General features: G+C 73.8%; 22 protein-coding genes and 1 pseudogene. 13 read left to right on the top strand and 10 right to left on the bottom strand.

The window, feature by feature from the left end; all coding sequences use genetic code 11:
* Positions 1-21 precede the first annotated feature (21 nt).
* From ACZ7KX_RS26635 to ACZ7KX_RS26600, 8 genes are all read left to right on the top strand, one after another.
* Complete coding sequence (locus ACZ7KX_RS26635; protein WP_470328686.1) at positions 22-1,125, top strand: quinone-dependent dihydroorotate dehydrogenase; 1,104 nt, start codon at positions 22-24, stop codon at positions 1,123-1,125.
* An 83-nt stretch (positions 1,126-1,208) separates the two neighbouring features.
* Positions 1,209-2,042 carry an orotidine-5'-phosphate decarboxylase gene (gene pyrF, locus ACZ7KX_RS26630; RefSeq protein ID WP_470328685.1) on the top strand — a complete coding sequence of 278 codons (834 nt, stop codon included), beginning with the start codon at positions 1,209-1,211 and terminating at the stop codon, positions 2,040-2,042.
* Positions 2,043-2,484: 442 nt separating this feature from the next.
* The gene (gene mihF, locus ACZ7KX_RS26625; protein ID WP_030056187.1) at positions 2,485-2,811 is read left to right on the top strand and encodes an integration host factor, actinobacterial type; all 327 of its coding nucleotides are present in this window, start codon (positions 2,485-2,487) and stop codon (positions 2,809-2,811) included.
* Between the two features lie 49 nt (positions 2,812-2,860).
* Entirely contained in the window at positions 2,861-3,418 is a 558-nt protein-coding gene (gmk, locus tag ACZ7KX_RS26620; protein WP_350521215.1) for a guanylate kinase, read from the top strand.
* 37 nt (positions 3,419-3,455) lie between these two features.
* The gene (rpoZ, locus tag ACZ7KX_RS26615) at positions 3,456-3,722 is read left to right on the top strand and encodes a DNA-directed RNA polymerase subunit omega (RefSeq protein WP_030056185.1); all 267 of its coding nucleotides are present in this window, start codon (positions 3,456-3,458) and stop codon (positions 3,720-3,722) included.
* Between the two features lie 147 nt (positions 3,723-3,869).
* Entirely contained in the window at positions 3,870-5,096 is a 1,227-nt protein-coding gene (gene coaBC, locus ACZ7KX_RS26610; protein ID WP_470328684.1) for a bifunctional phosphopantothenoylcysteine decarboxylase/phosphopantothenate--cysteine ligase CoaBC, read from the top strand.
* 148 nt (positions 5,097-5,244) lie between these two features.
* Positions 5,245-6,453: a methionine adenosyltransferase gene (gene metK / locus ACZ7KX_RS26605; protein WP_470328683.1), complete on the top strand. Its 1,209-nt coding sequence runs from the start codon at positions 5,245-5,247 to the stop codon at positions 6,451-6,453.
* A 99-nt stretch (positions 6,454-6,552) separates the two neighbouring features.
* Positions 6,553-8,637 carry a primosomal protein N' gene (locus ACZ7KX_RS26600; RefSeq protein ID WP_470328682.1) on the top strand — a complete coding sequence of 695 codons (2,085 nt, stop codon included), beginning with the start codon at positions 6,553-6,555 and terminating at the stop codon, positions 8,635-8,637.
* A gap of 255 nt (positions 8,638-8,892) precedes the next feature.
* On the opposite strand, the pseudogene ACZ7KX_RS26595 reads toward ACZ7KX_RS26600, so the two are convergent.
* Positions 8,893-9,401: pseudogene (locus ACZ7KX_RS26595) on the bottom strand (hypothetical protein); the annotation flags it as partial.
* Between the two features lie 265 nt (positions 9,402-9,666).
* On the opposite strand from ACZ7KX_RS26595, the gene def reads away from it, so the two are divergent.
* Positions 9,667-10,212, top strand: coding sequence for a peptide deformylase (gene def / locus ACZ7KX_RS26590; RefSeq protein WP_470328681.1), 546 nt, complete (start codon positions 9,667-9,669; stop codon positions 10,210-10,212).
* 42 nt (positions 10,213-10,254) lie between these two features.
* Positions 10,255-11,202, top strand: a complete 948-nt coding sequence (gene fmt, locus ACZ7KX_RS26585) for a methionyl-tRNA formyltransferase (RefSeq protein WP_350521209.1) — start codon at positions 10,255-10,257, stop codon at positions 11,200-11,202.
* Positions 11,203-11,275: 73 nt separating this feature from the next.
* Here the strand turns inward: fmt and ACZ7KX_RS26580 are convergent, their stop codons facing one another.
* Positions 11,276-11,668, bottom strand: a complete 393-nt coding sequence (locus tag ACZ7KX_RS26580) for a peptidoglycan-binding domain-containing protein (RefSeq protein WP_470328680.1) — start codon at positions 11,666-11,668, stop codon at positions 11,276-11,278.
* 287 nt (positions 11,669-11,955) lie between these two features.
* Between ACZ7KX_RS26580 and ACZ7KX_RS26575 the strand changes: the two genes are divergently transcribed.
* Together ACZ7KX_RS26575 and ACZ7KX_RS26570 are read left to right on the top strand one after the other, a co-directional pair.
* Positions 11,956-13,401: an RsmB/NOP family class I SAM-dependent RNA methyltransferase gene (locus tag ACZ7KX_RS26575; protein WP_470328679.1), complete on the top strand. Its 1,446-nt coding sequence runs from the start codon at positions 11,956-11,958 to the stop codon at positions 13,399-13,401.
* Between the two features lie 123 nt (positions 13,402-13,524).
* A complete protein-coding gene (locus tag ACZ7KX_RS26570; RefSeq protein WP_470328678.1) occupies positions 13,525-14,502 on the top strand; it encodes a MerR family transcriptional regulator in 978 nt (325 codons plus the stop codon).
* 79 nt (positions 14,503-14,581) lie between these two features.
* On the opposite strand, the gene ACZ7KX_RS26565 is transcribed toward ACZ7KX_RS26570, so the two are convergent.
* The 8 genes from ACZ7KX_RS26565 to ACZ7KX_RS26530 all read right to left on the bottom strand — a co-directional run bounded on the left by ACZ7KX_RS26565 (position 14,582) and on the right by ACZ7KX_RS26530 (position 19,791).
* Positions 14,582-15,040, bottom strand: coding sequence for a hypothetical protein (locus ACZ7KX_RS26565; protein WP_470328677.1), 459 nt, complete (start codon positions 15,038-15,040; stop codon positions 14,582-14,584).
* 41 nt (positions 15,041-15,081) lie between these two features.
* Complete coding sequence (locus ACZ7KX_RS26560) at positions 15,082-16,011, bottom strand: polysaccharide deacetylase family protein (protein WP_470328676.1); 930 nt, start codon at positions 16,009-16,011, stop codon at positions 15,082-15,084.
* Positions 16,012-16,107: 96 nt separating this feature from the next.
* Positions 16,108-16,527: a sulfurtransferase TusA family protein gene (locus ACZ7KX_RS26555; RefSeq protein ID WP_470328675.1), complete on the bottom strand. Its 420-nt coding sequence runs from the start codon at positions 16,525-16,527 to the stop codon at positions 16,108-16,110.
* Positions 16,524-17,210, bottom strand: coding sequence for a class I SAM-dependent methyltransferase (locus ACZ7KX_RS26550; RefSeq protein WP_470328674.1), 687 nt, complete (start codon positions 17,208-17,210; stop codon positions 16,524-16,526). Before ACZ7KX_RS26550 ends, ACZ7KX_RS26555 begins: the two co-directional genes overlap by 4 nt.
* 148 nt (positions 17,211-17,358) lie before the next feature.
* Complete coding sequence (locus ACZ7KX_RS26545; protein WP_470328673.1) at positions 17,359-17,850, bottom strand: MarR family winged helix-turn-helix transcriptional regulator; 492 nt, start codon at positions 17,848-17,850, stop codon at positions 17,359-17,361.
* Positions 17,851-17,919: 69 nt separating this feature from the next.
* A complete protein-coding gene (locus tag ACZ7KX_RS26540; RefSeq protein ID WP_470328672.1) occupies positions 17,920-18,276 on the bottom strand; it encodes a DUF6204 family protein in 357 nt (118 codons plus the stop codon).
* A gap of 119 nt (positions 18,277-18,395) precedes the next feature.
* Positions 18,396-19,073 carry an ester cyclase gene (locus ACZ7KX_RS26535; protein ID WP_470328671.1) on the bottom strand — a complete coding sequence of 226 codons (678 nt, stop codon included), beginning with the start codon at positions 19,071-19,073 and terminating at the stop codon, positions 18,396-18,398.
* Positions 19,066-19,791, bottom strand: a complete 726-nt coding sequence (locus tag ACZ7KX_RS26530) for an SDR family oxidoreductase (RefSeq protein ID WP_470328670.1) — start codon at positions 19,789-19,791, stop codon at positions 19,066-19,068. Before ACZ7KX_RS26530 ends, ACZ7KX_RS26535 begins: the two co-directional genes overlap by 8 nt.
* Before the next feature lie 129 nt (positions 19,792-19,920).
* Here ACZ7KX_RS26530 and ACZ7KX_RS26525 point away from each other — a divergent pair, with 129 nt between their 5' ends.
* A complete protein-coding gene (locus ACZ7KX_RS26525) occupies positions 19,921-20,850 on the top strand; it encodes a LysR family transcriptional regulator (RefSeq protein WP_470328669.1) in 930 nt (309 codons plus the stop codon).
* Positions 20,851-21,427: the final 577 nt, after the last annotated feature.

Below are 21,427 nucleotides of genomic sequence, written 5' to 3'. Positions count from 1 at the left end.
GCTCCGGGAGTTGAACCACCCTTGTACAAGCTTCTGTTCGACCTGGTCTTCAAGAAGATGGACCCCGAGAAGGCCCACCACCTGGCCTTCTTCTGGATCCGGCTGGCCTCCTCGGTGCCGGGCCTGCGCACCCTGGTGCGACTGGTGCTGGCCCCGCGCGACCGTGCCCTGCACACCCGCGCCCTCGGCCTCGACCTGCCCGGCCCGTTCGGCCTCGCGGCCGGTTTCGACAAGAACGGCGTCGGCATCGACGGCCTGGCCATGCTCGGCTTCGACTACGTCGAGATCGGCACCATCACCGGCGAGCCCCAGCCCGGCAACCCGGCGCCGCGGCTGTTCCGCCTCGTCGAGGACCGCGCGCTGATCAACCGGATGGGCTTCAACAACCAGGGCTCGGCCCGGGTCGCCGCCCGCCTGGCCGCCCGCCCGCACACCAGCTCCACCCCGGTCATCGGCGTCAACATCGGCAAGACGAAGGTCGTCGAGGAGGCCGACGCGGTCGCCGACTACGTCAAGTCCACCGAGCGCCTGGCCAAGTACGCCGACTACCTGGTGGTCAACGTCAGCTCGCCGAACACCCCCGGGCTGCGCAACCTGCAGGCCGTCGACCACCTGCGCCCGCTGCTCGCCGCCGTCCGCGAGGCCGCCGACCGCACCACCGCGCACCACGTGCCGCTGCTGGTCAAGATCGCCCCCGACCTGGCCGACGAGGACGTCGACGCGGTCGCCGACCTCGCCCTGGAGCTGGGTCTGGACGGCATCATCGCCACCAACACCACGATCGGCCGCGAGGGCCTGCGCACCGACGCCGGGCGGATCGAGGAGATCGGCATGGGCGGCCTGTCCGGCGCCCCGCTCAAGGCCCGCGCCCTGGAGGTGCTGCAGCGGCTGCACGCCCGGACGGAGGGCCGGCTGACCCTGGTGTCGGTCGGCGGCATCGAGACCGCCGAGGACGCCTGGCAGCGGATCCTCCACGGCGCCGACCTGGTCCAGGGCTACAGCGCCTTCATCTACGAGGGCCCGTTCTGGTGCCGGAAGATCCACAAGGGCCTGTCCGCCAGGATCCGGGCCGCGGGCTTCCGCGACCTGGCCTCGGCGGTCGGCAGCGCCGTGCGCAGCTCGTGAGCGACCCGGCTCCCGTCAAGACCCGTACGACCCCCGCACCTCCCGCACCCCTCGGACCCCTCGGACTCCTCGGAAAGGACGACATGACCCTCGCCCCGTTCGGCGCCCGGCTGCGCCACGCGCTCGACACCCGCGGCCAGCTCTGCGTCGGCATCGACCCGCACGCCTCCCTGCTCGCCGCCTGGGGGCTCGGCGACGACCTCGCCGGGCTGGAGACCTTCAGCCGCACCGTGGTCGAGGCGCTGGCCGACCGGGTGGCCGTGCTCAAGCCGCAGGCCGCCTTCTTCGAGCGCTTCGGCAGCAAGGGCGTCGCCGTGCTGGAGAAGACCGTCGAGGAGGCCCGGGCGGCCGGTGCGCTGGTGCTGATGGACGCCAAGCGAGGCGACATCGGCTCCACCATGGCCGCCTACGCGGAGGCCTTCCTGTCGCCCGCCAGCCCGCTGTTCTCGGACGCCGTGACGGTCAGCCCGTACCTGGGCTTCGGCTCGCTGCGCCCGGCCCTGGACCTGGCCCGGGAGCAGGGCTGCGGCGTGTTCGCGCTGGCGCTCACCTCCAACCCCGAGGGCGCCGAGGTGCAGCGCGCGGTGGGCGCGGACGGCGAGCCGGTCGCCGCCTCGGTGCTGCGGCAGCTGGCGGCCGAGAACGAGGGCGCGGCGCCGCTGGGCTCCTTCGGCGCGGTGGTCGGTGCGACGCTGGCCGACGCGGGCGTCGAGCTGGCCATCAACGGGCCGCTGCTGGCCCCGGGGATCGGCGCCCAGGGCGCGACCATGGCGGACCTGCCGCGGGTGTTCGGCGCCGCGGTGATCAACGTGGTGCCGAGCGTCAGCCGGGACGTGCTGAAGCACGGTCCCTCGGTGGCGGCGCTGCGCGAGGCGTCGGACCGCTTCGTCGGCGAGTTCGCGGACGCGGTCAAGTAGGCCGCGCGGACGCGGTCGGGCGGGCCGGGGCGGACGCGGTCGCACCGGCCGGACGGACCCGGTCACGCGGGCCGGACGGGCCCGTCACGGAGCGGGAGGCTACCCGTCGGTAGCCGGTCGGTGACCCTGTGGAGTGTCCGCAGGACGGCGGCGGCGTCGCGGAGTGTACGTGAGCGCCGTCACATCGAGCCCGTCAAAGTTTCGCAATCGCGGTCATTTTGCCCGGGAAAGTCCTGGTCGGCCTTGGCTGACCAGGACTTTTCGTGTTCTTTTCCTGACGTGGCGCCGCAATGCGGGTAGTGTCCGGCGATAGGTCATCGGCGAGCCGCGAATTCCGTGGCTCCCGCAGGTCAGGGCCTTGTGGTTCCTCTTGCGGACGGTGTCCTGGGTACGAAACCAGTCATAGCTCAATCCCATCCATCCACACCCTGAGGTGAACGGCGTGGCTCTTCCGCCCCTTACCCCTGAACAGCGCACCGCCGCGCTCGCCAAGGCCGCCGAGGCTCGCCGGGAGCGCGCCGAGGTCAAGAACCGGCTCAAGCACTCCGGCGCCTCCCTGCACGAGGTGATCAAGGCCGGCAAGGCCGACAACGACGTGATCGGCAAGATGAAGGTCTCGGCCCTGCTGGAGTCCCTTCCGGGCGTCGGCAAGGTCCGTGCCAAGCAGATCATGGAGCGCCTCGGCATCAGCGAGAGCCGGCGCGTCCGTGGCCTCGGCACCAACCAGATCGCCTCCCTGGAGCGGGAGTTCGGCGGGGGTGCCGCCTGACCCTGCCCCGGTGGTCCCGTCATCCTCCGCGATCCGGGATAATCGGTGCATGAGTGAGCGTCCGCGGCTGACCGTGCTCTCCGGCCCTTCGGGGGTCGGCAAGAGCACGGTCGTCGCTCATATGAGGAAGATGCACCCCGAGGTCTGGCTCTCGGTGTCGGCGACGACCCGCCACCCGAGGCCCGGCGAGAAGAACGGGGTCCAGTACCACTTCGTCGACAACGACGAGATGGACAAGCTGATCGCCAACGGCGAGCTGCTGGAGTGGGCCGAGTTCGCCGGGAACCGCTACGGGACCCCGCGCGCGGCCGTGCTGGAGAAGCTGGAGCGCGGCGAGCCCGTGCTGCTGGAGATCGACCTGCAGGGTGCCCGGCAGGTGCGCGAGTCGATGCCCGAGGCGCAGCTGGTCTTCCTGGCCCCGCCGAGCTGGGACGAGCTGGTCCGTCGGCTGACCGGGCGCGGCACCGAGTCGCAGGACGTGATCGAGAAGCGGCTCGACGCCGCCCGGATCGAGCTCGCCGCCGAGCCCGAGTTCGACACGACCCTTGTCAACACCTCGGTCGAGCAGGTAGCGGCCGAACTGCTAGCCTTGCTCGGTGTAGCCTGACCTGTCTGTCTTTTCCACCCTTTCGGAAGGTTTTCGCGTGTCCTCTTCCATGACCGCGCCCGAGGGCATCATCAACCCGCCGATCGACGAGCTGCTTGAGGCCACCGACTCCAAGTACAGCCTCGTGATCTACGCCGCCAAGCGCGCGCGCCAGATCAACGCGTACTACTCCCAGCTCGGTGAGGGCCTGCTGGAGTACGTCGGCCCGCTGGTCGACACCCACGTGCACGAGAAGCCGCTGTCGATCGCGCTGCGCGAGATCAACGCGGGCATGCTGACCGCCGAGGCGGTCGAGGCTGCCTGAGGCGGTCGCTGATTTTCCGGGAGGGCCCGGCGGACTCGATTCCGCCGGGCCCTCCCGTCGTGTGGGGGCACGGGGTGGGGCGCTGCGCGGGTGGCGGCTGAGGGGCCGTAGGGTGGGCGGGTTCCCGATGCGTAGAGAGGCCGGTTCATGACGACTGCGGACGCCCCGCGCGTGGTCCTCGGTGTGAGCGGCGGGATCGCCGCGTACAAGGCGTGCGAGCTGCTGCGCCGGTTCACCGAGTCCGGCCACCAGGTCACCGTGGTGCCCACCGGGGCCGCGCTGCACTTCGTCGGCGAGGCGACCTGGGCCGCGCTGTCCGGCCGGCCGGCCGCCACCGAGACCTGGGAACGCGTGCACGAGGTGCCGCACGTGCGGATCGGGCAGCAGGCCGACCTGGTCGTGGTCGCCCCGGCCACCGCCGACCTGATCGCCAAGGCCGCCCACGGCCTCGCCGACGACCTGCTGACCAACACCCTGCTCACCGCCCGCTGCCCGGTCGTCGTGGCGCCCGCCATGCACACCGAGATGTGGGAGCACCCGGCCACCCGGGACAACGTCGCCACGCTGCGCCGGCGGGGCGTGATCGTGCTGGAGCCGGCCGTCGGGCGGCTGACCGGCAAGGACACCGGCAAGGGGCGGCTGCCCGAGCCCTCGGCGATCTTCGACGCCTGCCGGGCCGTGCTGCGCCGCGGCGGGGCGGTGCCGACCGACCTCGCGGGCCGGCACGTGGTGGTCTCGGCGGGCGGCACCCGGGAGCCGCTGGACCCGGTGCGCTTCCTGGGCAACCGCTCCTCCGGCAAGCAGGGCTACGCGCTGGCCGTCACGGCCGCGGCGCGCGGGGCCCGGGTGACCCTGCTCTCGGCCAATGCCGAGCTGCCGGATCCGGCGGGGGTGGACGTGGTGCACGTCTCGACCGCGCTGGAGCTGCGCGAGGCGGTGCTGGAGGCGGTCGCGGACGCGGACGCCGTGGTGATGGCCGCGGCGGTGGCCGACTTCCGGCCCGCCGAGTTCGCGACCGGCAAGATCAAGAAGGTCGAGGGGGTCGAGCCGGCGCCGGTCGCACTGGTCCGCAATCCCGACATCCTGGCCGAGCTCTCGGCGCACCGGACCCGTTCGGGTCAACTGGTCGTGGGTTTCGCGGCGGAGACCGACGACGTGCTCGCCAACGGCCGCGCGAAGCTCGCCCGCAAGGGCTGCGACCTGCTCGTGGTCAACGAGGTGGGCAACGGCAAGGCCTTCGGCACGGACGTCAACGAGGCCGTGGTTCTGGGCTCGGACGGCAGTGAGACGCCCGTCCCGGTGGGTCCGAAGGAGGCGCTCGCGGACGTCGTCTGGGACCTGGTCGCAAAGCGGCTGGAAACGGGCGGCAACTGATCGGAAAGGGCTGCGGGACGCTCAAGAATTCCTGGAGTGGGTGACGTTCGGCGGAAGCAGCCCGTTAGACTCCAGGAATCAAGTCTTTCCGGAGTTACCGGGTCCCCCGGAACTTCAGTCAGCAGCCGCTGCAACCCCAGGGAGCGCTGTGTCTCGCCGCCTGTTCACCTCGGAGTCCGTCACCGAGGGCCACCCCGACAAGATCGCTGACCAGATCAGCGACACCATCCTTGACGCTCTCCTGCGCGAGGACCCGACTTCCCGGGTCGCCGTGGAGACGCTCATCACCACCGGCCAGGTGCACGTGGCCGGCGAGGTGACCACCAAGGCGTACGCCCCGATCGCCCAGCTCGTCCGGGACAAGATCCTGGAGATCGGCTACGACAGCTCCAAGAAGGGCTTCGACGGCGCCTCCTGCGGCGTGTCGGTGTCCATCGGTGCCCAGTCGCCCGACATCGCGCAGGGCGTCGACACGGCGTACGAGGCTCGTGTCGAGGGTGACGAGGACGACCTGGACAAGCAGGGCGCCGGCGACCAGGGCCTGATGTTCGGCTACGCGTCCGACGAGACGCCCGAGCTCATGCCGCTGCCGATCACCCTGGCCCACCGCCTCTCGCGCCGGCTGACCGAGGTCCGCAAGAACGGGACCATCCCGTACCTGCGCCCCGACGGCAAGACCCAGGTCACCATCGAGTACGACGGCGACAAGGCCGTCCGCCTCGACACCGTGGTCGTCTCCACCCAGCACGCCAGTGACATCGACCTGGAGTCGCTGCTCACCCCGGACATCCGCGAGTTCGTGGTCGAGCCGGAGCTGAAGGCGCTGGCCGAGCAGGGCATCAAGCTGACCACCGAGGGCTACCGCCTGCTGGTCAACCCGACCGGCCGCTTCGAGATCGGCGGCCCGATGGGCGACGCCGGCCTCACCGGTCGCAAGATCATCATCGACACCTACGGCGGCATGGCCCGCCACGGCGGCGGCGCCTTCTCCGGCAAGGACCCGTCCAAGGTGGACCGCTCGGCCGCGTACGCGATGCGCTGGGTGGCGAAGAACATCGTCGCCGCCGGCCTCGCCCGCCGCGCCGAGGTGCAGGTCGCGTACGCGATCGGCAAGGCCGAGCCGGTCGGCCTGTTCGTGGAGACCTTCGGCACCGAGACCGTTCCGGTCCTCAGCATCCAGAAGGCCGTCTCCGAGGTCTTCGACCTGCGCCCGGCCGCGATCATCCGCGACCTGGACCTGCTGCGCCCGATCTACTCCCAGACCGCCGCGTACGGCCACTTCGGCCGTGAGCTGCCGGACTTCACCTGGGAGCGCACCGACCGGGTGGAGCGGCTGAAGGCTGCCGTGCAGGACTGACGTCCCCCGCACGTCGAAGCGGCGCCCACCCCTCCCGGGGGGTGGGCGCCGCTCCGCTTTGTGCGTCCTGTCGGTGTGACCTGGTAGTACTTGGGAGCGATGAGCAACACAGGGGAGAACGGGACCGGCGAGCCGGAGCAGCTGGCGTTCATCCGGGAGACGGTCAAGCGGGCCAAACCGCGCAGCTGGCGCGGGGCCAAGCGGGCCGAGCACCTTCCGGTGGCCCGGGTCGTGGTGGACAAGGGCGTGCTCACCATCGACAAGTTCTTCGACTACGAGGTGCCGGCCGTCATGGCCGAGGAGGCCCGGCCGGGCGTCCGGGTCCGGGTGCGCTTCGGCGCGCGGGTGGTGAAGGGGCAGCGCGAGGGCGGCGAACTGCACGACGGCTTCATCGTCGCCCGCCTGGAGAAGAGCGACTTCCCTGGGCCGCTCGCCCCGCTGGCACAGGTGCTGTCGCCCGAGCCCGTGCTCACCCCGCAGCTGCTGCGGCTGTGCCGGACCGTCGCCGACCGGTACGCCGGGACGCTCGCCGACGTGCTGCAGCTGGCCGTCCCGCCCCGGCACGCCAAGGCCGAGGCCGAGCCCTCGCCGCCGCCGCTGCCGCGCCCGCCCGCGCCGGCCCCCGGCGGCTGGCAGCGCTACCCGGCCGGGCCCGACTTCCTCACCGCGCTGGCTGACGGCGCCGCGCCGCGCGCCGTGTGGGCGGCGCTGCCCGGCCCCGGCTGGCCGTACGAGATCGCGCGGGCGGTGGCGGCGACGCTGTCGGGCGGGCGCGGCGCGCTGGTCGTGCTGCCCGACTCGCGTTCGGTCGCCCGGGTCGACCAGGCGCTGACCGAGCTGCTCGGCCCCGGGAGCCACGCCGCCCTGGAAGCCGACCTCGGCCCGCGCGAGCGCTACCGGCGCTGGCTCTCGGTGAGCCGGGGCTCCGTGCACGCCGCCATCGGGACCCGCGCCACCATGTTCGCGCCGGTGCGCGACCTCGGGCTGGTCGTCGTCTGGTCGGACGGCGACGGCAGCCACAGCGACCCGCGCGCCCCGCACCCGCACGTGCGGGAGGTCGCGCTGCTGCGCGCCGCCGAGGAGGGCGCGGCCGTGCTGCTCGGCGGGCACGCGGTGACGGTGGAGGGCGCGCAGCTGGTCAGCACCGGCTGGGCGCGGCCGCTCGTCGCGGACCGCGAGACGGTGCGGCAGGTCGCACCGAGGGTGCGGACCGTCACCGACCTGGACCAGCACCGTGACGCGGCCGCGCAGGCCGCCCGGCTGCCCTCGGTGGCCTGGGAGGCCGCCCGGGAGTCGCTGGCGGCCGGGCACCCGGTGCTCATCCAGGTGCCCCGGCGCGGCTACGTGCCCCGGCTGGCCTGCGGACGCTGCCGCACCCCGGCGCGGTGCCGGCGCTGCGAGGGGCCGCTGGAGGCGCCCTCGGCGGACGCCGCGCTGCACTGCGGGTGGTGCGGGGAGGCGGAGAACGACTGGCACTGCCCCGAGTGCGGGTCGTTCCGGCTCCGGGCCCAGGTGATCGGCGCCCGGCGGACGGCGGAGGAACTGGGCAAGGCGTTCCCGCGGATCCCGGTGCGGACCTCCGGCCGGGACTCGGTGCTGGCCACGGTGCCGGACGAGCCGTCGCTGGTGATCTCCACGCCGGGCGCGGAGCCGGTGGTGGAGGGCGGCTCCGGGTACGGGGCGGCCCTGCTGCTGGACGGGTGGGCCCTGCTCGGCCGGCCGGACCTGCGGGCGGGGGAGGAGGCGCTGCGGCTCTGGCTGGCGGCGGCCGCGCTGGTGCGGCCCTCCACGGAGGGCGGCACGGTGGTCGTGGTCGCCGAGCCGTCCGCCCGTCCCGTCCAGGCCGTGGTCCGCTGGGACCCGCTCGGGCACGCCGCGCTGGAACGGGACGAACGGGCGCAGCTGCACTTCCCGCCGGTGTCGCGGATGGCCTCGGTCAGCGGGAGCCCGGCGGCGGTCGCCGACCTCCTGGGACTGATCCGGCTGCCGGAGGGCGCCGACGTGCTCGGGCCGGTGCCGCTGCCCGCGCTGCGCGGGGAGGAGCAGGAGCGCGCGCTGCTGCGGGTGGCGCCCGGGCAGGGGTCGGCGCTGGCGGCGGCGCTCAAGGCGGCGCAGATCGCGCGGATCGCGCTGCGGACGGCTGAGCCGGTACGGGTGCGGGTGGATCCGACGGACATCGGCTGAGGCGGGCGGGGCGGCCTGGGGCGGTCCGGGCGGTCGGAGGGGCCGGGGCCGGGGCTTTCGGGGCCGGGGGCTTGCTTCCCGGCGCGGCAGGGCGGCGGTGGGGCGGGGTGAGTGGGCCACCCCGCCCCGGGTGGCCGGTCGTTCGGGTGCGGGTGCCGTCAGCCGCGCAGGGGGATGCCGGTGCGGTCGACGGGGGTGCTGCGGTCGATCGTGGTGCGCTCGATGGTGCCGCGGTCGGGCTGGGGGCGGTCGACGGGGGTGCGCTCCAGGGCGGCGCGCTCCAGGCTGCTGCGGTCCAGGCCGCCCTGGCGGGCCGCCGGGACGGTCGCGGCCAGGCCGGCGGCGGGGGCGGCGGGCAGGTCCTCCGGGCGGCCGGGGCCCGGGACGGCGCCGCTTGCGGCGAGCAGTTCGCTGGTCGGGCGGCGCATGCCGTAGCGGCGGTGCACGGCCTGCTTGGTGACCCCGAGGGCGGAGCCCACCGAGTCCCAGGAGAAGCCCAGCGCCCGGTCGAACTCGACCGCCGCCGCCACCAGGGTCTCGACGCTCTCCCGCAGCTCCTGCGCCAGGCGCACGGTCGGCGCCGGCGCCCGCCCGTACACCACGAAGCCGGCCGAGGTGCTGGGGCGGCGCGGTCGGTAGACGTTTCCCAGCTGGGCGGTGAGCGTCCGCAGCGCGTCGACCTGGCGCCTCACCCGCTCGATGTCCCGCACCAGCAGGTGCAGGCTCGCCCGCGCCCGGGCGTCGTGGTTGATCTGCTCAGCCATGGCCTACGTGCCACCTTCCGTACGGTTCGGCTCGGCCGGGGTGCGGTGTCCCGTGCGCCCGGCCCCGGTCAATCTCTCTTGACCAACGCCGAAGCGGGGGCCGGGGTAACGCGGCTCGGCAGAGTCGGGTTATGCCAGAACGGTTCCGGCGGCGCCGAGGGCATGGGGGACGGGACCGGCGCGTTGCATAGACTTGGCGGGAACAGCCGTTGCCCGCAGTCCCGCGCCGACTCCCGACACCCCGACGGACAGGAGCCCGTAGCCCGTGTCGATCCAGCCGATCCGTCTCTTCGGAGACCCCGTCCTGCGGGCCACCGCCAAGCCGGTGACCGTGTTCGACAAGGAACTGCGCAACCTGGTCCGCGATCTCACCGACACCATGCTGGACGCCCCCGGCGCCGGTCTCGCCGCTCCCCAACTCGGCGTCTCCCTGCGGGTGTTCACCTACCACGTGGACGGCGTCACCGGGCACCTGATCAACCCGGACCTGTCGCTGAGCGAGGACGAGCAGGAGGGCCCGGAGGGCTGCCTCTCGCTGCCCGGCCTGCGCTACGACACCAAGCGCGCGTACGGCGTGGTGGCCAAGGGCTTCAACATGTACGGCGATCCGGTGACCGTGGAGGGCACCCAGCTGCTCGCCCGGTGCATCCAGCACGAGACCGACCACCTGGACGGCATCGTCTTCATCGACCGGCTGGACCGCGAGCAGCGCAAGGCCGCCCTGAAGGCGATCCGCGAGACGGACTGGGGCAGCGGGCCGGCGCCGGTCGTCAAGGTCTCGCCGCACAGCACCTTCGGCGCGGCGCGCTGACCCCGTCGGCTTCCTGAACTTCCTTTTACAGAAAGGCCCTTGATGCGTCTCGTCTTCGCCGGCACCCCCGAGGTCGCCGTTCCCGCCCTGGACGCCCTGCTCGCCTCCGACCGGCACGAGGTCGTCGCGGTGGTCACCCGCCCCGACGCCCCGGCCGGCCGCGGCCGCAAGCTGGTCGCCAGCCCCGTCGCCCAGCGCGCGGAGGAGGCCGGGATCGAGGTCCTCAAGCCGGCGAAGCCCAGCGACCCGGAGTTCGTCGCCCGCCTCACCGAACTCGCCCCCGACTGCTGCCCGGTGGTCGCCTACGGCGCGCTGCTGCGCCCCGGCACGCTGGAGATCCCCGTACACGGCTGGGTCAACCTGCACTTCTCGCTGCTGCCCGCCTGGCGCGGCGCGGCCCCCGTCCAGCACGCGGTGCTCGCGGGCGACGAGGTCACCGGCGCGTCCACCTTCCTGATCGAGCAGGGCCTGGACTCCGGCCCGGTCTACGGCGTGATCACCGAGGAGATCCGCCCGACCGACACCAGCGGTGAGCTGCTCACCCGGCTCTCCCTCTCCGGCGCCCGGCTGCTCGCGGCCACCATGGACGGCATCGAGGACGGCTCCCTGCACGCCGTGCAGCAGCCGGTCGACGGCGTCACGCTCGCGCCGAAGATCAGCGTCGAGGACGCGCGGATCGACTGGAACCATCCCGCGCTGCGGGTCGACCGGGTGGTGCGCGGCTGCGCGCCCGCGCCCGGTGCCTGGACCGAGTTCCGTGGCGAGCGGCTGAAGGTCACCGGGCCGGTCAAGCTGCTGCCGGAGTCGGCCGAGCTGGCGCCCGGCGAGGTCGCGATGGTCGGCAAGAACAGCGTGCGGGTCGGCACCGGCAGCCACGACATCGAGCTGGGTGAGGTCCGTCCGCAGGGCAAGAAGGAGATGCGGGCGGCGGACTGGGCCCGCGGGGCGCGGCTGGAGGCCGGCGAGAGGTTCGGGACCGGCAAGGAGTGATCCGGCCGGGGAACGCGTCCCGGGCCTCCGCGGCTGCGGAGACCCGGGACGGGGCTGATCAGGACGGGGCTGATCAGGACGGCAGGGCGGCCCAGCAGCGGCCGTAGTCGGCGTCCCGGATGCCGGCCTCCCAGGCCAGCTGCAGCATGGTCCCGCCGGTGGCCGGGCCCACGACGCCGTCCACGGTGAGGTTCTTCCGGCCGGTGTCGACCATCCGCTGCTGGAACTTCCTGATGGCCCAGTTGGTTTCCTGCCCGTACTTGCCGTCCTCGAAGATCGGCTGCTGGTAGCCGCCGAACAGGTTGGAGAAGTGCTGGGCGCACTTCACGGCCGCCGGGATGTTCTGGTAGCCGTATCCGACGTACGGCATGCCCGAAACCGCCTCCGCGGTGCCGGAGGAGGCGAAGAGGGAGAGGCCGGCCATGCCGAGGCCGACGGCGGCGAGGCGGGTTCTGCGGAGCGTCATGCGGTGGGGTCCCCCTGGTGGATGGATGGCGGGGGCGTCCGTGCTTCGACGCGGCGTCCCCCGGTGCGTCCGTGCGAGCTGCGCACCCGTCAGATCGTAGCGGTGGGGAGCACGGGGACCCGGCGGCGGGGCGGCGGGTGCCAGGGGTGGGCGGAAGGGTGGCACAGGGGTCGACGGCGGGGCGGTCCGGGGCGGGCGGAAGGGCGGTCGGCGCGGGTTTCGCGTTACTGTTCCTGTGGACACAACCCGCAGCTGATAGCCCCCGCAGCACTTTGAGGCACACAGGTATGAGCACGCCCAGCAACACCCCCGGCGCCAAGCGCGCGCCCCGCCCGCACCGCCGTCCGAAGAAGGACCCGGCCCGGATCGTCGCGTTCCGCGCGCTGCGTGCCGTAGACGAGCGCGACGCCTACGCGAACCTGATCCTGCCCTCGCTGCTCCGCGAGGCCGAGCAGAAGGGCATGGACCGGCGCGACGCCGCCCTCGCCACCGAGCTCGTCTACGGCACCCTGCGCCTGCAGGGCACCTACGACGCGATCATCGCCGCCTGCATCGACCGGCCGCTGAGCAAGGTGGACCCGCCGGTGCTGGACGTGCTCTCGCTCGGCGCCCACCAGCTGCTCACCACCCGCATCCCCAGCCACGCGGCCGTCTCGGCGACCGTCGAGCTCGCCCGGGTGGTGCTCGGCGACGGCAAGGCGAAGTTCGTCAACGCCGTGCTGCGCCGGATCAGCGCCCACGACCTGGACGCCTGGATCGAGCAGGTCGCCCCGCCGTACGATCGGGACGCCGAGGACCACCTGGCGGTCGTCCACTCGCACCCGCGCTGGGTGGTCGCCGCGCTCTGGGACTCGCTCGGCCGCTGGCAGCCGGACGCCTCCGGGCGCAGCGCCGTGGAGGAGCTGCTCCGGGCCGACAACGAGCGGCCCGAGGTCACCCTGGTCGCCCGCCCCGGCCGGGCCACCGTCGACGAGCTGGCCGAGGCGCTGCCCGAGGCCGCACCGGGTCGCTGGTCGCCGTTCGCGCTGCGGCTCGCCGAGGGCGGCGACCCGGGCTCGGTCGCGGCGGTGAAGGACAACCGGGCGGGCGTGCAGGACGAGGGAAGCCAGCTGGTCGCGCTGGCCCTGGCCGCGGCGCCGCTGGAGGGCCCGGACCGGATCTGGCTGGACGGCTGCGCCGGACCGGGCGGCAAGGCGGCACTGCTCGGCGCGCTGGCCGCCGAGCGCGGGGCGGCGCTGGTCGCCAGCGAGAAGCAGCCGCACCGGGCCCGACTGGTGGCGCGGGCGCTGCAGGGCAACCCCGGTCCGTACACGGTGATCGCGGCGGACGGCACGCGCCCGGCCTGGCAGCCGGACAGCTTCGACCGGGTGCTGGTCGACGTTCCCTGCTCCGGCCTGGGCGCGCTGCGGCGGCGCCCGGAGGCGCGCTGGCGGCGCCGGCCGGCCGACGTGGCGGCCTTCGGGCCGCTCCAGCGGGACCTGCTGCGCTCGGCGATCGAGGCCACCCGGATCGGCGGCGTGGTCGGCTACGCGACCTGCTCGCCGCACCTGGCGGAGACCCGGGCGGTCGTGGACGACGTGCTGCGGTCCGAGGGCGGGCGGGTCGAGTGGATCGACGCGCGCCCGCTGCTGCCCGGCGTCCCCGCGCTCGGGGACGGGCCGGACGTGCAGCTGTGGCCGCACCTGCACGGGACCGACGCGATGTACCTGGCGCTGCTGCGGCGGACGGCCTGATCGGACTGTCCGATCGGACTGTCTGATCGGACAGTCTGATCGGACGGGCCCGGTCGGTTCGGCCCGGTCGGTTCGAGGTGGTCGCTTGCACCTCCCGTAGGGGGAGGAGGCAGGGTGGTGGCCATGAACGGCGACACGACCTACACCATCGGTGAGCTGGCCCGTCGGACGGGGCTGACGGTCAAGACCGTCCGCTTCTACTCGGACCAGGGGATCGTGTCGCCGGCCGACCGCAACCCGGCCGGCCACCGGCGGTACGGCGTCGACGCCGTCGCGCGCCTGGAACTGGTCCGCACCCTGCGGGAGCTCGGGCTCGGACTGCCCGAGATCCGGTCGGTGCTGGAGCGTGAACGTGCCCTGCCGGCCGTCGTGGCGGCGCACGCCGAGGCGCTCGACGTACGGATCCGGGTGCTGCGACTGCAGCGGGCGGTGCTGGGCGCGGTGGCCAGGCGTGGGTCCACACCCGAGGAGTTGACGATGGTGCACCGGCTGGCCCGACTGTCGGAGGACGAACGGCAGCGCCTGGTGGGGGAGTTCCTGACCGGAGTGTTCGGTGCGTCGGTGGCCGTCGGGTCGGCGGCCGTCGGGTCGGAGGCCAGTGGCCGGTTCGCGGCCGTGGCGCGGTCGTTGACGCCGGAGCTGCCGGCCGATCCGTCGGCCGAACAGGTCGAGGCCTGGGTGGAGTTGGCGCAGCTGGCGGCGGATGACGGGTTCCGGGAGCTGTTGCGCGGACTGCTGGCGGACGAGGCGGCGGAGGCCGGAGAGGGCCGTCCGCGTCCCGGACTGGCGGTGGCCGTAAGGGAGTTGGCCGGTCCGGCGGTCGCGGCCGGGGTGGGTCCGGAGTCGCCGGAGGCGGCGGTGATCGCGGCGGAGCTGCTGAGGCGGTACGCGGCGATGCTGCCGGACGGTGCCGAGGCGGTGCGGGGTCGGCCGGGGGATCGATCGGGGGATCGGCTGCGGGGTCGGCTGGGGGAGAGGCTGGCGGCGATGGCCGATCTGCGGCGGGAGCGCTATCTGCACCTGCTGGCGGTGGTCAACGGGTGGTCGGAGCCGGAGAGTCGGGCGATCGAGCTGGACTGGGCGCGTCGCGCGGTGGCCTGAACCGGTACGGGCGGCGTGGGCGTGGTGGCCACGTCGACGACGGCTGGGGTTGGGGCTGGGGCCGGGGCTACCGCTACGGCTACGGCTGGGGGTGTGCCGGGCCGGGGAAGCCGGTGAGGAAGGCGTGGGCCTGGGCGCGCAGGTCGTCGACCGGCGGGTCGTCGCAGACCACCTCCATGCCGAGTGCGGTCGTCTGCCCCCAGTGGAAGTAGGACTGGAAGGCGAGGTACGGGCGGTGGTCGTCGCTGGGGTCGAGGCCGACGGCGAAGGTCGCGAAGTGGTTCCGCTCGCTCTCCGTCCGGGCGAACTCGGTCCGGGAGAGCTCCCATTCGAACTCGTAGGGCTCGGGTTCGGCGGGCAGGTCCAGCAGGGCCTGGGCGAGCCGTCGGACCTCGTCCGAGTGCGCGAAGGGGAGCGACTCGGATCCGAAGGGGCCCGCGGCGAACAGCTCCCACTCGCGGCCGTTGTGGCTGACGGTCAGTGCCCAGTGGCCGGCCTGGTCGTGCCACTGGCAGTGGAGGGTCTGATCCGGATTCATGGTGGTCAACCTCCCTGTGGTTCCCGACTGTTCGTAGTCCCTCATCGTGGCACACCGGCCGGTGGAGGGAAGTCGGGTGTGAGCCGTTCTCGGGCCCGTTGCCAGGCTTCCTGCAGGGGCCGGTAGCCGATGACGGTGATGCCGTGCTCGGCGAGGAGCCGAGGGGCCTCGGGGGACACCAGGAACTCGTGATCGGTGCGGCGCACGCGCCAACCGTCGTCGTGCGGGGCACGCGGGTCAGGCCCGGCCAGGCCGGGGTGCAGCGCCCATTCGGTCAGGCCCGGCGGGAGCGCGGCCAGCAGCCGGGCGTAGTGGGCGGGCTTGTCGTCCAGGGGGACGGCGAAGCTGTCGAGGAAGTCGTGGTCGACGACCGGCAGGCCGAGCCGGCGCATCCGGGCCAGGGCGGGTGGCAGCCAGACCCGGACCGCCAGGCCGTACTCGGCACCGAGGGCCAGGGCGAGGTCGAGGATGTCCTCGCGGCCGCCGTCGGCGAGGCAGTGGAAGTCGAGGTGGGTCGGTGCCCGACCGGCCGCCCCCACCGCGTCGATCTGGGCGCGGAACTCACGCTCGACGTGGCCGAGCCGGGCGCGTTCGAGCAGTCGGGAGCGTCCGGCGGGCGTGGGGGCGAAGAACCCGCCGGTGTCGTCGAGGAGGGACGGTACCCGGTCGCGGGCGGCCAGCGGGCCCCAGCGGAGGTGCGGTGACTCGCAGACCAGGGTGAGGTGGACGCCGAAGGGGACGTCCGGGTGCCGGCGCAGGAGCCGCAGTGCGTGCGGGGCGGCGTGGCAGACGGTCATCAGGCTGCAGGAGGCCGCGATGCCGTTCCGGACGGCGTCGATCACGGCGAGGTTGACGGACTCGTCCCGGCCGAGGTCGTCGCAGTTGAGCAGCAGGAGGCGGGCGTCGGGCGGGTGGTGGAGGAGGGCGTTGGCACTGGGGGTGGGGGAGTCGGCGGGGAGGGTGGCGGGCATGGGGGGAGTCTGCACCGGCTCCGGGTTGGGCGCGCGGGGATTTCCACCGGGGGCGAACGGTGGTCGGGCGGTGGGTCGGTGCGGTGGGTCGGTGGGTCAGCCGGTGGTGGGGGCCGGGTGCCAGGGGCGGTCGGGGCGGGTCCGGACCGGGGCGGAGGTGAGGCGCAGCCCGTACACCTCGTGGTCGGTGGCCTCGTGCGGGACCTGGCCGAGGTACTCGTGGCGGGTGAGGTGGCACCAGGCGGGCAGGTCGAGCGGGGCGGCGGGGTCCGTGGTCTGGATGTGGACCACCGCGCCGGCGGGGAGGTGCGCGATGCGGGCGCGCAGGCGGAGCAGCAGCTGGACGCAGAGCAGGCCGGTGCCGTCGATGGTGAGGTCAGGTGCGGTGGGGTCGGGCGCGAGCAGGGTGCCGTCGGGGGCGGGGGGCGTGCGGTCGGGGTCGAACGGCCTGTGGTCGGGGTCGAGCGGCCTGTGGTCGGGGTCGAGCGGCGCGGACGGGGTGGCCGGGGAGGTCATCGGGGGGTCTCCTGGGTGATGCGCCAGAGGCGGCGGGGCAGTTCGCCCTCCTCGAAGGGGTGGACGTCGGTGAGGCGCCAGCCCTCGGCGAGCGCGTCCACCAGCTCGCGGGGGAAGAAGTGGACGGCGAAGCCGCCGTGCTCCCAGATGTCGTCCCCGTGGCCGGTACCGGCGCCGTAGTGGGCGTCGCCGGTGTGGCGGACGGTGTAGACGAAGGTGCCGCCCGGGCGCAGGACGCGGCGGACCTCGGCGACGAGTGCCGTGATCTCGTCGGTCGAGAGCGCCATGCAGAGCAGCATGTGGGCGAAGACCGCGTCGACGGAGGCGTCGGGGAGGGGCAGCGGGTCACGCACGTCGTGGGTGACGATCGAGAGCCGGTCGGCCAGGCCCTGGTCGGCGGCCGCTGCGCTCAGCTGCTCCAGGCCGGTCGGGCTGAAGTCGGTGGCCAGTACCCGGAAGCCCGTGCGGGCGAAGTGCAGGGCGTCGCGGCCGTGGCCGGCGCCGAGTTCGAGCACGTCGTGGGTTCCGGCGGCGGTGAAGGCCTCGGCGGCGTACGCGGCGGGGGCGGACGGCAGCTCGCCGTACATCCCGGGGGCGGCGGTGTGGGTCCGCTGCCAGTGCGCGCGCTGGGTGTCGGCGAGGGCGGGTTCCCGGCCGGGCGTGTCACCGGGGGTGTGGGTCATGGTGCTGCCCTTCGCGGGGTGGTCGTGCGGTCGCGCCGGGGTGGTGCGGTCGTATCCGTGTGGGTGTGGGTACGGGTGGTCAGGTGGCCCGGGGCTCAGCCTGGGACCGGGGTGCGGCGGTGGCCCCGCGGGTCTCCGGCGGCGCTGCTCAGCCGAGGGGCGTGCCGGGGGCGGTGCCTCCGAGTCGGGTGAGCAGGGCGGACAGCCGGCCGAGGTCCTCGGGGCTCCACTGCCCGGCCGCGAAGTGGTCGGCGGCGACCTGGCGTGCGGTGTGAAGCATCTCGGCGAGCCGCTCGCGACCGGTCGGGGTGAGGGCGGCGTACGCGACCCGGGCGTCGCGGGCCGTGGCCTCGCGGGTGACCAGGCCGATCCGCTCCAGCGGTGCCAGGCCGCGAGTCACGCCGGAGGCGGTGAGGCCGAGGGCCTCGGCGAGGTCGACCCGGCGCATCCTGCCGCCGGGGGCCTGGGCGAGGTGGAGCAGCATGGTGAAGTCGGACAGGCTCACGCCGTGCAGGCCGCTCAGGCTCGCGTCGAACCGCTTGACCACGGCCGCCTGGGCGCGGACCAGCCGCAGGGCGGTGTCCAGCGGATCGGGGCTCGGGGGCGTGTCGGTCGGTTCCGTCGTCTCGGGCTCTGTCATTGCCACCTCCTTGACTGCTCAAGCATATCCCTACGGAGAGCCGTCAAGGAGGTGGCCGGGGGGGGGCGGTCAGCCGACGGCGTTGGCGGCGCGGCGCTGACGCTTGCCGAGCGGTGCCTGGGAGAGGTCCTCGGCCTGGGAGCGGAGGTTCTTGAAGCCGTAGCCTCGGGCGGTCAGCCAGCTCTCCGCCGCCTGCTCGGCCCGTTCGGTGGCCGCCAGGATGTCCTCCTCGGCCTCGCCCTCGTCGAGGAAGCGGAAGGTGAAGGCGGACCGCGCGGAGAGGTCGTAGCTGAGGTGGCCCTCGCGGGTGAAGGCTGCGTGCAGCACGTCGTGGTCGGGCGCGGCGGCCAGGAGTTCGGCGCGCTGCCCGTCGGTGAGGCCGTCGAAGACGCCGCGCACCATGATGCGGAAGGTTCGGGTAGTCATCCCCCGACCATAGGCAGGAGGGGCTGCCGACCGCCAACGCGATTTCGTACGCGTCGGCGGTCGGCGGTCGGCGATCGGCGGTTCGTGGCCGTGGTTCGTGGCCCCAGGTGGGGAGGCGGTCAGCTGTTGACACCCAGTTGGGCCAGCAGCGTCGTGTTGTCCTCGATGTGCCAGTCCTCGACGATCCGGTCGGTGCCGACGTGCTGGATGTCGATCGCGTTGAACTCGACGGACCGGCCCTCACCGCGGACGCCGTTGAAGGTGCCGGTGAAGTGGCCGCGGAAGACCAACCTGGCGGTGATCTTGTCCCCGGTGACCAGGACGTCGGACAGCTCGCAGGTCAGGTCCGGTACGGCGGCGCGGAAGGTGCGCGAGGCGAGCGCCGGGCCGGTCGGGCCCTGCGGGCGGCCGGGCGGCAGCGTGTTGTCCCTGAACTGCGGACTGATCGCCGCGTCCAGGTACCGCTGCTGCCCGGTGTTCCAGAACGTGTACAACTGCTGGGCCAGGCGCACCTCTTGGGCCGCGCGCCGGGAGCCGATCGAACGGTCCACGGTGAGCGCCTTCGGCTGGACCAGGTCGGGCGAGCGGTCGACCAGGCGCTGCGGCCAGGAGTGCGAGGACCCGTGGCGGTCGGCAGCGTCGGCGGTGGGACGGTCGGCCCCGTGGACGGGCGTGGCCGCGGCGGTACCGCCCGCCAGGGCGGCCAGGGCGAAGGCGACGGCGGCGGCACGGGCGGCGGTGCGGGTCCGCGGTCGCGGGCGTCGGCGGGCCGCATCCGAGCGTCGGAGGTCAGACAAGGCGACCGCCCCCGTCGACGTGCAGCACCGTGCCGGTGACGTACGGGTTGTCGATCGCGTACAGCACCGCCTTGATCAGGTCCTCGGGACTGCCCACACGTCGCGCCGGATTGCGCCCGGCCACGCCGCGCAGGAACGCCTCCTTGTCGGCGCCGAGGCCGTCCCAGGAACCGGTGTCGACGATGCCGGGGGAGACCGCGTTGACCCGCACCGGTGCGATCTCCACCGCCAGCGCCTGCACCAGGAAGGCGAGCGCGCCGTTGGTGGTGGCCATCACCGTGCGCTCGGGGGCCGGACGCCAGGCGGCGACACCGGAGAAGAAGGTGAACGAGCCGCCCTCGGCCACCTGCCCCACCAGGTGCTTCGCCAGCAGCAGCGGCCCGATCACCTTGGCTGCGAACGCTCGCTGCACATCGGCTGCGTCGAGCTCCCGCAGCGGCCCGTTGGCCGGCATCGCGGCGGTGGACACCAGGTGGTCGAACGAGCCCAGGCAGGAAGCGAGTTCGGCGATCGACTGCTCGTCCGCGAGGTCGAGCGAGAACACCTCGGACGGCCCGGACAGCTCTCCGGCCGTCCACTCCAGCTTGCGCGGATCCGGACCCGCCAACACGAGGTCGGCGCCGGCCGCCGACGCGGCCTTCGCGAGCGCCCGCCCGGTGCGCGAACCCGCACCCACCACCACGAGACGTCGACCCTTCAGGGAACCGTCATCGGACACGGGAGAACTCCTTCGTCATCGGGGAATCGGCCGACCGTCCGCTTGCTGCGGCGGCCGCACCACGACCCTCCCCCGACCTGGTGTGATGAGTCCAAGGCTTGTTTTCGATGCAATCGATAACATCTGTTCATGGCAACGCTCCGGCAGCTCGAATACCTGGTCGCGGTGGTCGACACCGGATCCTTCACCCGTGCGGCCGAACGGCTGCACGTCACCCAGCCCGCGCTCTCCCACCAGATGCGGGCCCTGGAGAACGTCGTCGGTGGCCCGCTGCTCGAACGCCTGCCCCGCTCGGTACGGCTCACCCCGATGGGGCGGGCGGTGCTGCCGCACGCCCGTGCCGCGCTCGCCGAAGCCGAACGCCTCCGCACGGTGGCCCGGCGCACCGCCGGGCTGGAGCAGGGCGAGCTGGAGGTCGCGGCCGTCTACTCGGTCAGCCTCGGCATCCTGCCGCCCGTCCTGCGCGCCTGGCGCCGACTCCACCCCGGCGTGCAGATCCGGCTGCGTGAGTACCCGCACGCCGACCGGCTCCAGGCGGCCATGGCCGCCGGCTGCGCCGACGTCGCCGTCGGCCCCGCCCCGGCCGACTGGGAAGGCCCGATCCGCGAACTCGGCGTCGAGGAGTTCGTGGTCGTCCTGCCCGCCGACGACCCGCTGGCCGACCGCCCCGGCGGCACGATCGCGCCGGCCGAACTCGCCGACCGCGCCTGGGTCCACTACGCCCCCGACAACGGCCTCGCCGACCTGCTCGACCGCGTCGCCGCCCAGGCCGGCTTCCACCCCCGAGCGGCCGTCCGCGCCGAACAGACCTCCGCCGCACCGCTGTTGGCCGCCGCCGGCCTCGGGCCCGCCCTGGTGCCCGCCAACATCGTCCCGCCGCACTTCGACGGCGCCGTGCTCCGCCCGGACCCACCGATCCGCCGCACCCTCACCGCCTACACCCGCACCCGCCCCGACCCGCTCACCGTGGCCTTCGCCGACCTCCTCGCCGCCCAGGCCCAGGTCAATCCGCCTGGCCTGTCGGTGGCCGGGTTGGGGGATGGTGTGGTGGAGGGGTGATGTGAGGTGGGGCGAGGGGTTGTTGGGGTGGGTGGGAGAGGTGGCCTCACGGCCCAGCCGGGACCGGCCTGCGCCTGCGGCCTTCGCCGACCTCTCGCCGCCCCGGCCCGCGTCAGTCCGCCCGGCCTGGTGGTGGTTGGGGTGAGGGGGTGTTGGCCTGGGTGCCCAGGTGGGCCTGTTCGGCCTGGGCGGTAGTTGGGGTGGGTGCCGGCGTCAATCCGCCCGGCCTCACGGTGGTGGGGGTGGAGTGTGGGGTGTGGCCGTCGGGGTGGGTGTCTCGCGGGTCGGGCCGGGTCGGGTCGGCTTGGCTCGGTTCGGCGGTGCGGGTGGGTGGCGGTGTCGCCTGGGCGAGGTGGTCTCACTGCCGGCACTCGCACCCGCCCGGCCCGGCGGTGGTCGGGGTGAGGTGAGGGCGGCGGCCCGTCCCGTGGTCGGCAGTGGTGTTGCATCGGGGAGAGATGCGGGTCGTTCGCGGGCTCGGGCTGTCAGAGGGTGTTCGATAGGGGATTCCCCCCAACTGTCCGGCTTTGGTTCTTGCGACACGGACTCGGTTCCAGGATCTCGTGACGGCCGGGCC

The organism is Kitasatospora sp. NPDC038210 (genome assembly GCF_055600605.1).
This window is presented reverse-complemented; position numbering and strand designations above follow the sequence as displayed.

Coding starts and splice junctions, on each gene's coding strand:
- ACZ7KX_RS26560 (WP_470328676.1), bottom strand. CDS start 16,011: ATGCCCGCCACCCTCCCCGCCGACTCCCCCACCCCCAGTGCCAACGCC.
- ACZ7KX_RS26580 (WP_470328680.1), bottom strand. CDS start 11,668: ATGACGCTCCGCAGAACCCGCCTCGCCGCCGTCGGCCTCGGCATGGCC.
- fmt (WP_350521209.1), top strand. CDS start 10,255: ATGCGTCTCGTCTTCGCCGGCACCCCCGAGGTCGCCGTTCCCGCCCTG.
- ACZ7KX_RS26555 (WP_470328675.1), bottom strand. CDS start 16,527: ATGACCTCCCCGGCCACCCCGTCCGCGCCGCTCGACCCCGACCACAGG.
- coaBC (WP_470328684.1), top strand. CDS start 3,870: ATGACGACTGCGGACGCCCCGCGCGTGGTCCTCGGTGTGAGCGGCGGG.
- ACZ7KX_RS26565 (WP_470328677.1), bottom strand. CDS start 15,040: ATGAATCCGGATCAGACCCTCCACTGCCAGTGGCACGACCAGGCCGGC.
- ACZ7KX_RS26545 (WP_470328673.1), bottom strand. CDS start 17,850: ATGACAGAGCCCGAGACGACGGAACCGACCGACACGCCCCCGAGCCCC.
- gmk (WP_350521215.1), top strand. CDS start 2,861: ATGAGTGAGCGTCCGCGGCTGACCGTGCTCTCCGGCCCTTCGGGGGTC.
- ACZ7KX_RS26550 (WP_470328674.1), bottom strand. CDS start 17,210: ATGACCCACACCCCCGGTGACACGCCCGGCCGGGAACCCGCCCTCGCC.
- pyrF (WP_470328685.1), top strand. CDS start 1,209: ATGACCCTCGCCCCGTTCGGCGCCCGGCTGCGCCACGCGCTCGACACC.
- ACZ7KX_RS26575 (WP_470328679.1), top strand. CDS start 11,956: ATGAGCACGCCCAGCAACACCCCCGGCGCCAAGCGCGCGCCCCGCCCG.
- ACZ7KX_RS26600 (WP_470328682.1), top strand. CDS start 6,553: ATGAGCAACACAGGGGAGAACGGGACCGGCGAGCCGGAGCAGCTGGCG.
- ACZ7KX_RS26540 (WP_470328672.1), bottom strand. CDS start 18,276: ATGACTACCCGAACCTTCCGCATCATGGTGCGCGGCGTCTTCGACGGC.
- ACZ7KX_RS26525 (WP_470328669.1), top strand. CDS start 19,921: ATGGCAACGCTCCGGCAGCTCGAATACCTGGTCGCGGTGGTCGACACC.
- ACZ7KX_RS26570 (WP_470328678.1), top strand. CDS start 13,525: ATGAACGGCGACACGACCTACACCATCGGTGAGCTGGCCCGTCGGACG.